This window comes from Streptomyces sp. NBC_00388, assembly GCF_036061255.1.
GTDB lineage: Bacteria > Actinomycetota > Actinomycetes > Streptomycetales > Streptomycetaceae > Streptomyces.
Genome location: NZ_CP107948.1, coordinates 3,488,717 through 3,502,856 on the forward strand (window position 1 = coordinate 3,488,717; position 14,140 = coordinate 3,502,856).

The 14,140-nt window shown below is 70.3% G+C and carries 13 protein-coding genes and 1 tRNA gene; 4 read left to right on the plus strand and 10 right to left on the minus strand.

What is annotated here, in order from left to right; genetic code table 11:
* Nucleotides 1–110: 110 nt before the first annotated feature.
* A tRNA-Thr gene (locus OG917_RS15730) sits at nucleotides 111–184 on the minus strand.
* Between the two features lie 181 nt (nucleotides 185–365).
* Between OG917_RS15730 and OG917_RS15735 the strand changes: the two genes are divergently transcribed.
* From OG917_RS15735 to OG917_RS15745, 3 genes are all read left to right on the plus strand, one after another.
* Nucleotides 366–1,499: an ABC transporter ATP-binding protein gene (locus OG917_RS15735; protein ID WP_328318231.1), complete on the plus strand. Its 1,134-nt coding sequence runs from the start codon at nucleotides 366–368 to the stop codon at nucleotides 1,497–1,499.
* A gap of 247 nt (nucleotides 1,500–1,746) precedes the next feature.
* The gene (locus OG917_RS15740) at nucleotides 1,747–2,160 is read left to right on the plus strand and encodes a hypothetical protein (protein WP_328318233.1); all 414 of its coding nucleotides are present in this window, start codon (nucleotides 1,747–1,749) and stop codon (nucleotides 2,158–2,160) included.
* 245 nt (nucleotides 2,161–2,405) lie between these two features.
* Nucleotides 2,406–3,146 carry a nucleotidyltransferase family protein gene (locus OG917_RS15745; RefSeq protein ID WP_328318234.1) on the plus strand — a complete coding sequence of 247 codons (741 nt, stop codon included), beginning with the start codon at nucleotides 2,406–2,408 and terminating at the stop codon, nucleotides 3,144–3,146.
* A gap of 190 nt (nucleotides 3,147–3,336) precedes the next feature.
* Here OG917_RS15745 and OG917_RS15750 read toward each other — a convergent pair whose 3' ends face one another.
* From OG917_RS15750 to OG917_RS15780, 7 genes are all read right to left on the minus strand, one after another.
* Nucleotides 3,337–4,941 (minus strand): DoxX family membrane protein, encoded by a 1,605-nt coding sequence (locus OG917_RS15750; RefSeq protein WP_328318235.1) that lies wholly within the window; start codon nucleotides 4,939–4,941, stop codon nucleotides 3,337–3,339.
* A gap of 222 nt (nucleotides 4,942–5,163) precedes the next feature.
* Nucleotides 5,164–6,120: a 23S rRNA (guanosine(2251)-2'-O)-methyltransferase RlmB gene (gene rlmB, locus OG917_RS15755; RefSeq protein WP_328318236.1), complete on the minus strand. Its 957-nt coding sequence runs from the start codon at nucleotides 6,118–6,120 to the stop codon at nucleotides 5,164–5,166.
* A 72-nt stretch (nucleotides 6,121–6,192) separates the two neighbouring features.
* Nucleotides 6,193–7,593, minus strand: coding sequence for a cysteine--tRNA ligase (gene cysS, locus OG917_RS15760; protein ID WP_328318237.1), 1,401 nt, complete (start codon nucleotides 7,591–7,593; stop codon nucleotides 6,193–6,195).
* Nucleotides 7,594–7,771: 178 nt separating this feature from the next.
* Nucleotides 7,772–8,176: a PPOX class F420-dependent oxidoreductase gene (locus OG917_RS15765; protein ID WP_328318239.1), complete on the minus strand. Its 405-nt coding sequence runs from the start codon at nucleotides 8,174–8,176 to the stop codon at nucleotides 7,772–7,774.
* Between the two features lie 226 nt (nucleotides 8,177–8,402).
* On the minus strand, nucleotides 8,403–8,945 hold the full coding sequence (ispF, locus tag OG917_RS15770; protein ID WP_328318240.1) for a 2-C-methyl-D-erythritol 2,4-cyclodiphosphate synthase: 543 nt from the start codon (nucleotides 8,943–8,945) through the stop codon (nucleotides 8,403–8,405).
* On the minus strand, nucleotides 8,935–9,729 hold the full coding sequence (ispD, locus tag OG917_RS15775; protein ID WP_328318241.1) for a 2-C-methyl-D-erythritol 4-phosphate cytidylyltransferase: 795 nt from the start codon (nucleotides 9,727–9,729) through the stop codon (nucleotides 8,935–8,937). Before ispD ends, ispF begins: the two co-directional genes overlap by 11 nt.
* A gap of 368 nt (nucleotides 9,730–10,097) precedes the next feature.
* Complete coding sequence (locus OG917_RS15780) at nucleotides 10,098–10,580, minus strand: CarD family transcriptional regulator (protein ID WP_006380568.1); 483 nt, start codon at nucleotides 10,578–10,580, stop codon at nucleotides 10,098–10,100.
* Between the two features lie 575 nt (nucleotides 10,581–11,155).
* On the opposite strand from OG917_RS15780, the gene OG917_RS15785 reads away from it, so the two are divergent.
* Entirely contained in the window at nucleotides 11,156–11,818 is a 663-nt protein-coding gene (locus OG917_RS15785; RefSeq protein WP_328318242.1) for a DUF461 domain-containing protein, read from the plus strand.
* 116 nt (nucleotides 11,819–11,934) lie between these two features.
* Here the strand turns inward: OG917_RS15785 and OG917_RS15790 are convergent, their stop codons facing one another.
* Nucleotides 11,935–12,615: a response regulator transcription factor gene (locus OG917_RS15790; RefSeq protein WP_102918029.1), complete on the minus strand. Its 681-nt coding sequence runs from the start codon at nucleotides 12,613–12,615 to the stop codon at nucleotides 11,935–11,937.
* Nucleotides 12,612–13,916 (minus strand): sensor histidine kinase, encoded by a 1,305-nt coding sequence (locus OG917_RS15795; RefSeq protein WP_328318243.1) that lies wholly within the window; start codon nucleotides 13,914–13,916, stop codon nucleotides 12,612–12,614. The genes OG917_RS15790 and OG917_RS15795 overlap by 4 nt, the downstream gene beginning before the upstream one ends.
* Nucleotides 13,917–14,140 lie beyond the last annotated feature (224 nt).

A 14,140-nucleotide genomic window follows, 5' to 3' on the forward strand; every position in this document is an offset into this window, starting at 1 on the left:
GGACCAGAATCGAGACCGTCGACGGCACGACGGCCCGCCCTAGGCAGCGCCGTCGCATCCTCGGACGACAGAACCCCAGGTCAGATACGTTCCGACCTGGGGTTCCACAGAGCCCCCTATCGGATTCGAACCGATGACCTACGCATTACAAGTGCGTTGCTCTGGCCAGCTGAGCTAAGGAGGCGTGTCGGAGCATTCTAACCTCAGTGCGGCCATGACCCTGTCGGAAATTTGCCCGGCCCCTATCTACTGACAGACCGCAAACCGCCAGGTAGCGTCTCGTTGCAGTTCACCCGTGTGGACTACACCACTCACCTTTACTCGGATCGTCCGGCACGTTCCTGCCGGTGAAGGAGCACACGCTCATGGCAACAGTCACGTTCGACAAGGCCACCCGGATATACCCCGGATCCACCAAGCCCGCCGTGGACGCGCTGGAGATCGATGTCGAGGACGGCGAGTTCCTCGTCCTCGTCGGTCCTTCCGGCTGCGGCAAGTCGACCTCCCTGCGCATGCTCGCGGGTCTTGAGGACGTCAACGGCGGCGCGATCCGCATCGGTGACCGCGACGTCACGCACCTTCCGCCGAAGGACCGCGACATCGCGATGGTGTTCCAGAACTACGCGCTGTACCCGCACATGACCGTCGCGGACAACATGGGCTTCGCGCTCAAGATCGCCGGTATCAACAAGACCGAGATCCGCGCCAAGGTCGAAGAGGCCGCGAAGATCCTCGACCTCACCGACTACCTGGACCGCAAGCCGAAGGCGCTCTCCGGTGGTCAGCGCCAGCGTGTCGCCATGGGCCGCGCCATCGTGCGTGAGCCGCAGGTCTTCCTCATGGACGAGCCGCTGTCGAACCTCGACGCCAAGCTCCGTGTCTCGACCCGTACGCAGATCGCGTCGCTCCAGCGCCGCCTCGGCATCACCACGGTCTACGTCACACACGACCAGGTCGAGGCCATGACCATGGGCGACCGCGTCGTGGTCCTGAAGGACGGCCTGCTCCAGCAGATCGACTCGCCGCGCAACATGTACGACCGCCCCAACAACCTCTTCGTCGCCGGCTTCATCGGCTCCCCCGCCATGAACCTGGTCGAGGTCCCGATCACCGACGGCGGCGTGAAGTTCGGCAACAGCGTCGTCCCCGTCTCCCGTGAGGCGCTCGCCGCCGCGGCCGACAAGGGCGACACCACGGTCACGGTCGGCGTGCGTCCCGAGCACTTCGAGGTCGTCGAGCACGACGAGGTCCCGAAGTCCCTCGCCAAGGACAGCGCCGACGCCCCGGCCGGCCTGGCCGTCGCGGTCAACGTCGTCGAGGAGCTCGGCGCCGACGGATACGTCTACGGTTCCGCCGAGGTGAACGGCACCGACAAGGAGCTCGTCGTCCGCGTGAACGGCCGCAAGGTCCCGGACAAGGGCACCAAGCTCCACGTCGTCCCGCGCACCGGCGAGATCCACGTCTTCTCGACCTCGACCGGTGAGCGCCTCTCCGGCTGACGCTCCCCCGACAGCCGGCACCGCACACGACGACCGGCGGTCGCCACGCGCGGCCCGGCACGCTCTGCGGCCCCGCCCTCCCTCACCCGGAGGCGCGGGGCCGACGCGCGTCCTGGGGTAAACACCCCGGCAGAGCGGGCATTTCACTGCGGGTCGTCAACACCCGATTCGAAAAGCAAACTCGAACCATCCCCCGCACGAGTGACTAAATGTCGCCAAATCATCACCGCCCGCTACGCTCCACAGCGTGACCCACACAGCCCGCCGAATCGGCCGAACTCTCGCACTCGTCCTGCCCGTCGTCCTGGTTCTCTCCGGGACGCTCGCGGTCACCCGCGTCCCGTGGGCAGGCACCTCCAACGGCACGCAGATGCTGACCGCCTCCACCAAGGAGGTGTCGGTGCGCGCCAAGACCCGTACCCCGCAGGACATCCTGCGCGACAAGCTCCTCACCGAGCTCCAGGAGAAGAACCCGGGCACGGCCCTCACCCACCTCCAGCGCGAGGTCGAGAGCCGGCCGTCCCTGGCGAGCCACTGCATGTCGATCGCCCGTTCGCTGGGCCGGGCCGCCGTCGAGCGGTACGGGCCGACGCGCGCCCAGTCCTTCTCCCGCCCGGTCTGCGACACCTCCTTCGCGTACGGGGTGGCGCACCAGCACTGACCGACACCAGGCACCAGGCACCAGGCACAGCACGGGCTCAGCACGGGCTCAGGCGCCGCCCCCGCACGGGCGGCGGCGCCGGGTCCGGCGTCGGTCCACCACGGCGACGGCACTCCGGGCCCCGCTGCGGCCGGACGCGGCACAGCGCCCCGGTGACTGCGACGGCGGGCCACGGACGACAACCGGCCACCGGCGACGGCTGAGCACCGACGCGATGAGGCGCACCAGGTCATAGGGTGCGCCTCATGACGACGACCGCTGACCCTCACGCATACGTGCTGCCCACGCAGGCCGTGGTTCTGGCGGGCGGCCAGGGCTCCCGGCTGCGCCCGTACACCGACGACCGTCCCAAGCCGATGGTCGAGATTCCGGGCACCGGCACGCCGATCATCGGGCATCAGCTGGCCTGGCTGGCGTCCGAGGGCGTCACCGACGCAGTCATCTCCTGCGGTCACCTCGCCGAAGTACTCCAGGAGTGGCTGGACTCCGCCGAACTCCCCCTGCGGGTCACGACGGTCGTCGAGTCCGAACCGCTCGGCCGCGGCGGTGGTCTGAAGTACGCCGCCGGGCATCTGCCGCACAGCGACCAGCCCTGGTACGCGACCAACGGCGACATCTGGACGCGCTTCTCACTGCGCGAGATGGCCTCCTTCCACACCGAACGCGATGCCGTCGCCACACTCGCGCTCGCCCGCCCCAGAATCCCGTGGGGCGCCGTCGAGACGGACCAGTTCGGGCACGTACTCGACTTCATCGAGTCGCCGCCGTCGCCGTACCTCATCAACGCCGGCGTGTACGTCTTCTCCGCGGGCTTCGCGGCCCTCCTCCCGGACCGCGGCGACCACGAGCGGTCCACCTTCCCGCGGCTGGCCCGCGAACGCAGACTGGCCGGCTACCCGCTCCCGCACGGCGCCTACTGGCGGGCCATCGACACCGCCAAGGACCTCACCGAGGCGGCGAAGGAACTCGGCAGCAGCCCTGCCTGAACCGCACGGCACCCTGCCCGCACCCGCCCCGCCAGCCCCACCCGTTGCCGCCCCGCACTCCGCGTGCCCGCGTGCCCGCGTGCCCCAACGAGCCTGCGTGCCCCAACGCGCCTGCGGTACGGGCGACATGGCGGAGGGGCGACCGCCTTCGCGATCGCCCCTCCGCGATACGCCCGCTCCTGCGGCTGCCTCAGCCGAGAAGGCCGCCGATCGGGTTCTTGTTGCTGCCCCCGCCGGACGAGCTGCCGCCCTCTCCCCCGCCGGACGTCCCGGAGCCGCCGCTCGCGCCGCCCCCGCTGGTGCTCGTACCGCCCGAGGCCGAGGGGCCCGCGCTGGTCGCCGCGGGGGGCGGCGGAGCCTGCTGCTGTTGCTGCTGCGACGGCTGCCGGCCGGTGCCCTGTGTCTCGCTGGGCTGCTGGCGGCCCGTGGAGCCGACGGTCGCGGTCTCCCGGACAGCGCCGGGTGTGGACGGATCCGCCGAGGGACGGGCCGCACCGCTCGCGGACGGCGCGGGCGACCGCGACGTGCGCTGCTGCGACGGGCTGCCCGAGGCGCCGGGCTCCTGCGGCAGCGGCTGCCCGGGAAGCCGGTTGGTGGGATCGGTGTTCGGACCCGGCACGGTCACGACCTGGGCGGAGCGGACGGCGCCGCCCAGCACCGCGCCGATGATCAGCGTCAGACCCACGACCACCGAGGCGACGACGGCCCCGCGCCGCAGCACCCGCCGCCGCAGGGCGGCCAGTTCGGAGCGGGGACCGAGGGTGCGCCAGGCCTCACCCGCGAGCCTGCTGTCGATCGAGTAGACCGGGGCGCCCGCGATGATCAGCGGCGACCAGGCGGCGAGATAGATGATGTCCGGCGCGTCGTAGACCGGTACGGTCCGCCAGCTCACCGTGACGACGAGCGCCGCGGAGAGCAGGGCCCCGAAGACGCCCGCGACCCGCTGCCAGAGGCCGAGTACGGTCAGCACCCCGACCACGACCTGCAGGAACGCGATGGTCAGCCCGGCGCCCACCGGATGCGACAGGGCGAAGTCGCGGAGCGGGCTCGCCAGCGCCCAAGGATGCAGCGAATGCAGCCACTTGACCATGGAGCCGCGTTCGCCACCGTCGAAGTAGACCGGGTCGCAGAGCTTGCCCATGCCGGCGTACATCGAGATGAACCCGAGGAACACGCGGAGCGGGAGCAGCACCACGCCGAGGTTCATCCGGCGGTCGGGGTAGTACGCGTGGCGGACGCCGTCCGCCCCCGGCCGCCTCTCCGTACGGCTCCCTTCGGGCCCGTAGCCGGGGCCGTCGTCGAAGGGATCGTCGAAGCCGTCGCCGGCATCGGTACTGCCCGGGTAGCGCTGCTGCTCGTCGTACGCGCCGACGGCCTCACGCATCCTGGGCAGCAACTGCGTGCCGGGGCCGCCCATCGGCGGGCCGTCCGCGCCGTCGACGCCGACGCGCGGGATGACCTGGGTGGCGCCCGTGTCGTGGCCGGACGCGTAACCGACCTCCTGGACGCCGGAGTTCCGCACGGCCTGGAGAAGTCTGATGGCGCCGGTGTCGTCGGGGGCCGACTTCCCACTCCACACGACGGGGGCCCGGCGACGCCCGCCCGCCCCGGAGGCCGCGGGGATCCTTGCCGGGTCCTTCAGGCCCGAACCGGCGGGCCGCAGAATCGAGTTCGGTGCGAGCTGCACCCGGAAGCTGGCGTGGTTGACGACGACCTGTGCGGGATCGCACGGCACCTTGACCATGCTCAGCGCGGGCAGGTCGTCGAACCCGGGTGTTCTGGTGTCCACGCTCATCTAACCGAGTGACACAGGTTTAGGACACTGCCTTGACACTCCCGATCTGTCCGCGACCCGTCAACAGGCGTTGCCCGTAAGGCAGAGCGCATCCCAGCGGACCGCCCGGCCGTTCCGGCACGCGGCCCTCACCAGCGACAACGGCGCCCGCGGAACAGCCCGGTGCGCACCGCCCGCCGGAACGGACCATGCGCACCGGGCTGTGGACTTCCCGTTCCGGACTCAGGCCCGGCGGCGCGCCGCCTCGTAGAGAACGATGCCCGCGGCGACACCGGCGTTCAGCGACTCCGCACCACCCGGCATCGGGATCCGCACCCGGTAGTCGCAGGTCTCGCCGACGAGCCGGCCGAGGCCCTTGCCCTCACTGCCGATGACGATGACGACCGGGCCGCCCAGCGCCTCCAGGTCCTGCACCTCGTGCTCGCCGTCGGCCGCCAGACCGACGACCGTGATGCCGGCCTTCTGGTAGCTCTCCAGCGCCCGCGTCAGGTTGGTGACGCGGGAGACCGGCGTACGCGCGGCCGTGCCCGCCGAGGACTTCCAGGCGCCCGCCGTCATGCCGGCCGCCCGGCGCTCGGGTACGACCACGCCGTGGCCGCCGAACGCGGAGACGGAGCGGACGATCGCTCCGAGGTTCCGCGGGTCGGTCACACCGTCGAGAGCGACGATCAGCGGGTCCTCGTTGGCGTCGTACGCGGCGGAGGTGAGGTCCTCGGGGTGCGCGTACTCGTACGGCGGGACCTGGAGGACGAGGCCCTGGTGGTTCAGGCCGTTCGTCATCCGGTCCAGCTCCGGGCGCGGGGCCTCCATCAGGTTGATGTTGCCGCGCTGCCCGGCGAGCTGGAGCGCCTCGCGCACCCGCTCGTCGTTGTCGATGTACTGCTGGACGTAGAGGGTCACCGCCGGGACGCCGTCGCGCAGCGCCTCGTAGACCGGGTTACGGCCGACGACCATCTCGGACGTGCCCTTGGCGCCGCCCCGGCGCGGAGCGGGACGGCGGGCCGCGGCCTGCCGTGCCTGCGCGCCTGCGACGCGGTTCTTCTTGTGCCCCTTGCGTTCGGACGCGGGCGGCGTCGGCCCCTTCCCCTCCAGGCCGCGGCGTCGCTGGCCCCCGCTGCCGACCTGCGCGCCCTTCTTGTTGGACGTGCGGCGGTTCCTGCGCTGGCTGTTCCCGGCCATGACCTACCTGTTTCTCTGCTGCTCAGTACGTACTACGTATAGGAAAGTGTGCCGCGAACGGCGGCGGAGTGCTCACCGCGGGCCGAGGGTCCAGCGCGGACCGTTCTGCCCGTCCTCGATGACCAGGCCCGATTGCTGGAGCTGGTCGCGGATCGCGTCCGCGGTGGCCCAGTCCTTCCGGCCCCTGGCGGCCTCGCGCTGTTCGAGTACGAGCCGCACGAGCGTGTCCACCGCCCCGTGCAGGTCCTCGCCGCGGTCCCCCTCGCCCGCCCAGTGCTCGTCGAGCGGGTCGAGGCCCAGGACACCCAGCATGGCCCGTACCTCCGCGAGCCGGGCGACTGCGGCTTCCTTGTCGTCGGCGGCGAGCGCGGAATTTCCCTGGCGGACCGTGGTGTGCACGATCGCCAGCGCCTGCGGGACGCCCATGTCGTCGTCCATCGCCTCGGCGAAGGCGGGCGGCACCTCGGCGGCCGGGGCGACCGCGCCCCCCGCCTTCTCGATGACCCGCTGGACGAAACCCTCGATGCGGGCGAAGGCCGACTCGGCCTCCCGCAGCGCGTCCTCGCTGTACTCGATCATCGACCGGTAGTGCGGGGTCCCCAGGTAGTAGCGCAGGACGATGGGCCGCCACTGCTTGACCATCTCGCTGACCAGTACGGAGTTGCCCAGCGACTTGGACATCTTCTCCCCGCTCATGGTGACCCAGGCGTTGTGCAGCCAGTACGCGGCGAAGTCGTCGCCGTAGGCCTTGGACTGCGCGATCTCGTTCTCGTGGTGCGGGAAGATCAGGTCGATCCCGCCGCCGTGGATGTCGAAGGCGCGGCCCAGGTACTTGTGCGCCATCGCCGAGCACTCCAGGTGCCAGCCGGGCCGGCCGGGGCCCCAGGGGGTCTCCCAGGAGGGCTCGCCGGGCTTGACGGACTTCCACATGGCGAAGTCCCGCGGGTCGCGCTTGCCGGTCACCCCGTCCTCGGCGGGCTGGCGCAGCCCGTCCAGGTCCTGGTTGGAGAGCTGCAGATAGCCGTCGTACGAACGCACGTCGAAGTAGACGTTGCCGTCGGCCTCGTAGGCGTGGCCGCGCTCGATCAGGACGCGCATCATCTCGATCATCTCGGTCATGTGACCGGTGGCACGCGGCTCATAGGTGACCGGCAGGCAGCCGAGCACGTCGTATCCGGTGTTGAACGCGCGCTCGTTCTCGTAGCCGATCGACCACCAGGGGCGGTTCTGCTCCGCGGCCTTCTTGATGATCTTGTCGTCGATGTCCGTGACGTTCCGGATGAACGTGACCTCGTACCCGCGGTAGGCGAACCAGCGGCGCATGATGTCGAAATTCAGCCCGGACCTGATGTGCCCGATGTGCGGGGCCGCCTGCACCGTGGCGCCACAGAGGTAGATCGAGACACAGCCCGCTGTGAGCGGGACGAAGTCGCGGATCTGCCGGGCGCTGGTGTCGTACAGACGAATAGTCACTGCACCAGGGTAGTGGCCCCATACCAGTGCCCCGCGACCCTTTGGCCGACGGGGCAGGCAAGTGTGACGCAACAGTGCCCCCGGAGCCCTGTCCGGCAGCCGGCGCGCGGCGGCCGGACAGGGCGCGGAGACCCGCCCGGGCAGGCGCGGGAGCGGTCTCCTGGGCGGGATCCGCCTCTCAGATGCTGCCCACGACCTTGCGCGGGGTGATCCTCACGACGACCCGGGGAGCGTCGTTGGCCGAGTCCGGGTTGAACTCGGCATACGGCTTGCCCTGGTACTTCAGCGCCAGCTCGTCGATCAGCTCCTGCCCGCCCTCGGTACTGAGCGTCGCGGAGCCCCGGATCTCGGCGTACGAGTAGGGCGCGTCGGCGGGCTGGACCAGCACGGTGACCCGGGGGTCGCGGCGCAGGTTCTGCTCCTTGCGGCGGTCGACCGTGGTCGAGATCAGGACATCGTCGCCGTCCCGCTTCACCCAGACCGGGCTCACCTGCGGGCTGCCGTCCGGCTGGATGGTGGCGATGTTGACGAAGACGGGGCTGTCGAGAAGTTCCTTGAGCTTGTCGCTGAGTACGGCAGACACGGGCTGGCCTCCGGGTTGCTGAACAGATTGCGGAACAGGGTGCGGAACATTGTTCGAGGTCGGACGTCGTACGGGGTGCGCACCCCGTACGACAGCTCTCGGTGCTGGTCCCGGCACAGGGTGTGCGCCCCCATGCCTACCCCAACACCGCGCCGCTGTCCCGGCTTCCCCCCAGCGCCGCGCCTGTCCGGACAGCCGTGGACCGGCCCACAGCGCCGCGCGCTCGTTACGTGCGGACCACCAGCGCCGTCGCGATGGCCGCCAGCCCTTCGTCCCGCCCGGTGAAACCGAGACCGTCGCTGGTGGCGGCGGAGACCGAGACGGGCGCGCCGACAGCACCCGAAAGGATCTTCTGCGCCTCGTCCCTGCGCTTGCCGATCTTCGGCCGGGACCCGACGACCTGGACGGCCACATTGCCGATGGTGAATCCCTCGGCGCGGACGATCCTGGCGGCCTCGGCGAGCAGGGTGAGGCCGGAGGCCCCGGACCACTCGGGGCGGCCGGTGCCGAAGTGGGCGCCGAGGTCACCGATCCCTGCCGCGGAGAAGAGGGCGTTGCAGGCCGCGTGGGCCACCACGTCCGCGTCGGAGTGCCCGGCGAGGCCGGGGCCCTCGCCCTCCCAGCGGAGCCCGGCGCACCAGAGCTCGCGCCCCTCCTCGAAGGCGTGGATGTCGGTCCCGATACCGACCTGGGGCAGCACCGCGGGCGCGGACGGCCGCACCGGCTGTTCGGGTCCGGGCTGCCCGGACCGCTCGTACTCAGAACCCATCGTTGACCCTCCTGCGGGCGAGAACCGCCTCGGCCAGGACCAGGTCGAGCGGCCTGGTCACCTTGAACGCCTCTTCGTGTCCGGGGACCACCACGACCGGCACGCCCAGCTGCTCCACCATGCTCGCGTCGTCGGTGACGTCGTGGGTCACGGTGGCGTGCGCGCGGGCGAGCAGCGCACGGTCGAAGCCCTGCGGGGTCTGCACGGCGCGCAGCAGGGCCCGCTCCGGGGTGGCGACGACCGGCTCGGGCCCGCCGTCGCTCCTGGGCTCCACCTGCTTGACGGTGTCGGAGAGCGGCAGCGCGGGGACGACCGCGGGGGCGCCGTTCCGTACCGCTTCGATCACCGCGTCCACGGTCTCGACGGGCACGAGCGGGCGGGCCGCGTCGTGGACCAGCACCGCGGTCACGCTCTCGGGAAGTACGCCGATCCCGAGGCGGACGGACTCCTGACGGGTGTCACCGCCGGGCACGACCAGGAGCTCGGTGCCTGCGGGACAGGAGTACTCGGCCAGCAGGGCCTCGACCCCGGCGGCGCCGTCCGGCGGGGCCACGACGACCACGAGGGAGACGGCACGCGATCCGGCCATCGCCCGTACGGCGTGGACCAGCATGGGCGTTCCGTTGAGGGCGCGGAGCGCCTTGGGGGCTCCGGGGCCCAGCCGGACACCGCGGCCGGCGGCGGGGATCACCGCGGCGGTGGTGTGGCCGGAAGCGGGCGGAGTGGTGGGCCGGGATCCGGCGGTGGATCCGGTGCGGGAGCGGGTCCCGGGCTCGTCTGACATCGGGTGCGCGTTCAGGGTTTGTGTCCTCGGCCGACTTGGGTATGGGCACAAGCGTGCCGGGCGCGACGCCCTGACCGGCCCCTTCCGTGACGACTGGTCGATTCGGCATCCCGGGCCCGGCACACCACGTACCGATGAAGGTACTGCTCACGCAGCATCGCTCCATGGAAAACAGAAGAGCGGGCCCCGCCGGAGCCGGTCCCAGCCAGTGGGAAAGCGGCTTCGGAGCCGGGGGGGAGAGCTGCGCGGGAAACGGTTGCGCGGGAAAACAGCATGCCGTAGCGCCCGGCGACACATGGACTTATTCCATGTGGTCAGCGGGCACCACGGCATTCAAAGCGCCAAGCAGGTAAAGCAGGTCCAGCAATTCAGGACGCGAGGACCTCGTCGAGCAGTGCCTCGGCCTTGTCCTCGTTGGTGTTCTCCGCGAGAGCGAGTTCGCTCACCAGGATCTGGCGGGCCTTGGCGAGCATGCGCTTCTCACCAGCGGAGAGTCCGCGCTCACGCTCACGACGCCACAGGTCACGGACCACTTCGGCCACCTTGATGACGTCGCCGGAGGCGAGCTTCTCAAGATTCGCCTTGTAGCGACGGGACCAGTTCGTGGGCTCTTCGGCGTACGGTGCACGAAGTACTTCGAAGACCCGGTCCAGCCCTTCCTGACCAACCACGTCACGCACGCCTACGAACTCCGCATTGTCCGCGGGTACGCGTACGGTCAGGTCGCCCTGAGCGACCTTGAGCACCAAGTAGGTCTTGTCCACGCCTTTGATCTGGCGAGTTTCGATAGCCTCGATCAGCGCGGCCCCGTGATGGGGATAGACCACGGTGTCGCCAACCTTGAACGTCATGTGACAGGTACCCCTTCCGTGGCTATCCAGTCTAACACGAGAACCGCTTCTTCTGAATGACGTTTTCGCAGGTCAGGGCATATCTCAGGGCTTGACAACAGCAACACGAACGTGCTGCGGACGGCGCCTCCGGGGCGGTATTCGCAGGTCGGAGCGGCTCTGCGCACAGAGAGAAACGCACGCACCACAGGGATCCGAAGCCTTCCGACAGGCGGCTTATGTACCGATTTGCCGCATTCGAAACGGTGAACTTCGCGACCGCAGTTCGGATGTCGATCACCCATACGGACGCAATCAGAAATTGATCATTGTGCGCCGGAAGAGGGTTTTCCGTAAGGAATACGTGGCAGCGGAGAGCGGCAGAGTGAATTGATCACTCGCGTTATGCGAGCGACGCGCGAAACGATGGGATCGGGCGGCCCGCAGTCACCGGTGAGGTTCCCGCACCGGCCGCGGGGCGGGTCGGGTGCGGGGCCGTGACGACGGCTCGGTAACCTGAGGCCGCTGACACACCCTTAGGGAGGCTTTACCCCCTCCCGCCCCCCTGTCCGTACGTCCTAGGAGAAGCCGCCGCCGTGAGCAGCAGCCTTCGTCGCGGCGTCCTCGCCGCTTCCGCCATCGTGGTCTCGATCGCCGCCCTGTCCGCCTGTGGCGCGGGCAACAACGCGGCGACGATCGAGGTCAAGCCGGACAACGCCGCCACCTCGGTCGGTGTCATCAAGGTCCAGAACGCGACGGTGATCACCCAGCCGAAGGCCACGGTCAAGGGCCCCGCCGTCATCTCGGCGACCCTCTTCAACAACGGCGACACGAGCCAGACGCTCCAGAACGTCAAGCTCGCGGGCTCCGGCTCGCCGGTGAAGCTCACCGCGGCCTCGGGCAAGGGGCCGATCTCGGTGCCCGCGCACGGTTCGGTCACCGTCGGCGGCAAGAACAACGCGGCCGCCGTGCTCGCCGACGGCCGCGGCGCGGCCGCCGACGGCTCCACGCAGAACCTGGTCTTCCAGTTCAGCGAGACGGGTCGGGTGGCGCTGGCCGCGCTCGTCGTCCCGGCCACCAGCTACTTCCACGGCTTCGGACCGAGCAGCCTGCCCGCGACACCCTCACCGAAGGCGACGCCCTCCGGTCCGGCGTCCCCGTCGGGCAAGGCCAGCCCGGGCGGCACCGCGTCCCCCGGCGGGAACGCCACCCCCGGCGGCACCGGATCGCCGGCCGGCCCCCCCTCGCCGAGCAGCTGACCCGCCCCTGGGCCCGGTCGTCCAGTACCAGCGGATACGGGGGTGCCCCCGCCGGAACACCTCGGTTCCGGCGGGGGCACCCCCGTTCGTATGCGCGCGACTGCCCGTGCGCCGGTTTACGGCTCGAACTTGTAGCCCAGCCCCCGGACCGTCACCAGATACCTGGGCGCCCCCGGGTCCGGCTCGATCTTGGCACGCAGCCGCTTCACATGGACGTCGAGGGTCTTGGTGTCGCCGACGTAGTCCGCGCCCCAGACCCGGTCGATCAGCTGCATACGGGTCAGGACCCGGCCCGCGTTCCTGAGCAGCATCTCCAGCAGGTCGAACTCCTTGAGCGGCAGATCGACCTTGGCGCCGGAGACGGTCACGACATGGCGGTCCACGTCCATCCGCACCGGGCCTGCCTCCAGAGCCGCGGGAGAGACCTCCTCCGGCTCGCCCCGGCGGCGCAGCACCGCGCGGATACGGGCGACCAGCTCCCGTGACGAGAAGGGCTTGGTGACGTAGTCATCGGCTCCTATTTCCAGGCCGACCACCTTGTCGATCTCGCTGTCCTTGGCGGTGACCATGATCACCGGGACGTTGGAGCGGCCACGCAGCTGGCGGCACACCTCGGTGCCGGGCAGCCCCGGCAGCATCAGGTCGAGCAGGACGAGGTCGGCGCCGTTGCGCTCGAATTCGTCGAGCCCGTCGGGACCCGTGGCCGCGATGGCGACCTCGAATCCTTCCTTGCGGAGCATGTAGGACAGGGCGTCGCTGAAGGATTCCTCATCCTCGACGACAAGCACTCGGGTCACGGAAGGACCTCCGGGGCAGGAATGGGTTCAGAGGACAGGAAGCTCGCGAAGGGCTGGTCGCCGTCATCGCCGACAGCGTCGTCGGGGTCAGCGGGGTGGTCCGGGTCGCCGGGTGCGGGGGTTCGTTCCGTACGGTCGCGTCGATTGCGTACGGATCCGGCTTCCGGCAGCCGCAGGGTGAAGGTGGAGCCCTGGCCCTCCGAGCTCCACACCGTGACCTCCCCGCCGTGCGAGGCGGCCACGTGTTTGACGATGGCGAGGCCCAGTCCCGTACCGCCGGTGGCCCGCGAGCGGGCCGGGTCGACACGGTAGAAGCGCTCGAAGATCCGCTCGCGGTCCTTCTCGGTGATGCCGAGCCCCTGGTCGGTGACGGCGATCTCGATGTGGTCGCCGCCGGGGGCGGAGGTGCGGCGGGCCGCGATGCCGACCCGGGTGCGGGCCGGTGAGTAGTTGACCGCGTTCTCCACGAGGTTTCCCAGCGCGGCGGCGAGCTGGGAGCGGTTGCCCCAGACGTGGAGGTCGGCCGTGCCGCCGGCCGCCATGGTGATCTGCTTGGTGCCCGCCTGGTGGCGGCAGCGGTCGATCGCCTCGGCGACCAGGACGTCGACCCGGACCGGCTCGGCGTCCTCCAGCGGGTCGTCGTTCTGCACCCGGGAGAGGTCGATGAGCTCTTGGACCAGATTGGTGAGGCGGGTCGCCTCTATCTGCATCCGGCCCGCGAACCGGGTGACCGCCTCCGGGTCGTCCGATGCGCCCATGACCGCCTCGGAGAGCAGCGAGAGCGCGCCGACCGGGGTCTTCAGTTCATGGCTGACGTTGGCGACGAAGTCGCGCCTTACGGCTTCGATGCGCCGGGCCTCGGTGAGGTCCTCGACGAGCAGCAGCACCAGCCGGGAGCCGAGCGGCGCCACCCGGGCGGAGACCGCGAGTGCCTCGCCGCGCCCGGTGCCCCGGCGGGGCAGGTCCAGCTCGACCTGCCGTATCTCCCCGTCACGCCGGGTGTCCCTGGCCATGTGCAGCATGGGCTCCACAGCCAGCTTCCCGCCTCTGACCAGGCCCAGCGCGTACGCCGCCGAACTGGCCTTGACCACCGAGTCGCTCTCGTCGAGGACCACGGCCGAGGAGCTGAGCACGGAGAGGACGGTGTCCACGCCGGGCGGCAGCACGTCGTCGGTGTGCAGGGAGGTCCGGGTGGGGCGTGCCAGCTCGCGCTCGCTCCAGCGGAACGCCAGCACGCCGATGACACCGGTGCACAGCCCGGCGATCGCGCTTGCTGCGGCGACCGCCGCGTTCACGTCCATGTGCTCCAGGTTATGCGGCCTCACCGACACACCCCCAGCCATACGGGCGCCTGCTCGAACGTTCGTCGCCCAGAGTTCACCGAGGGGATAGGGCCGGTTCACTTGGGATGACGGAAACGGACGCGTGGCCCACCGACCGTGGAGGCGTGGAGGTGGGACACCTGTCGGGCACCTCCAGGCCGTGCCGGCCGCACCGGATCAGCTGCACGAGATCAGCTGCACAA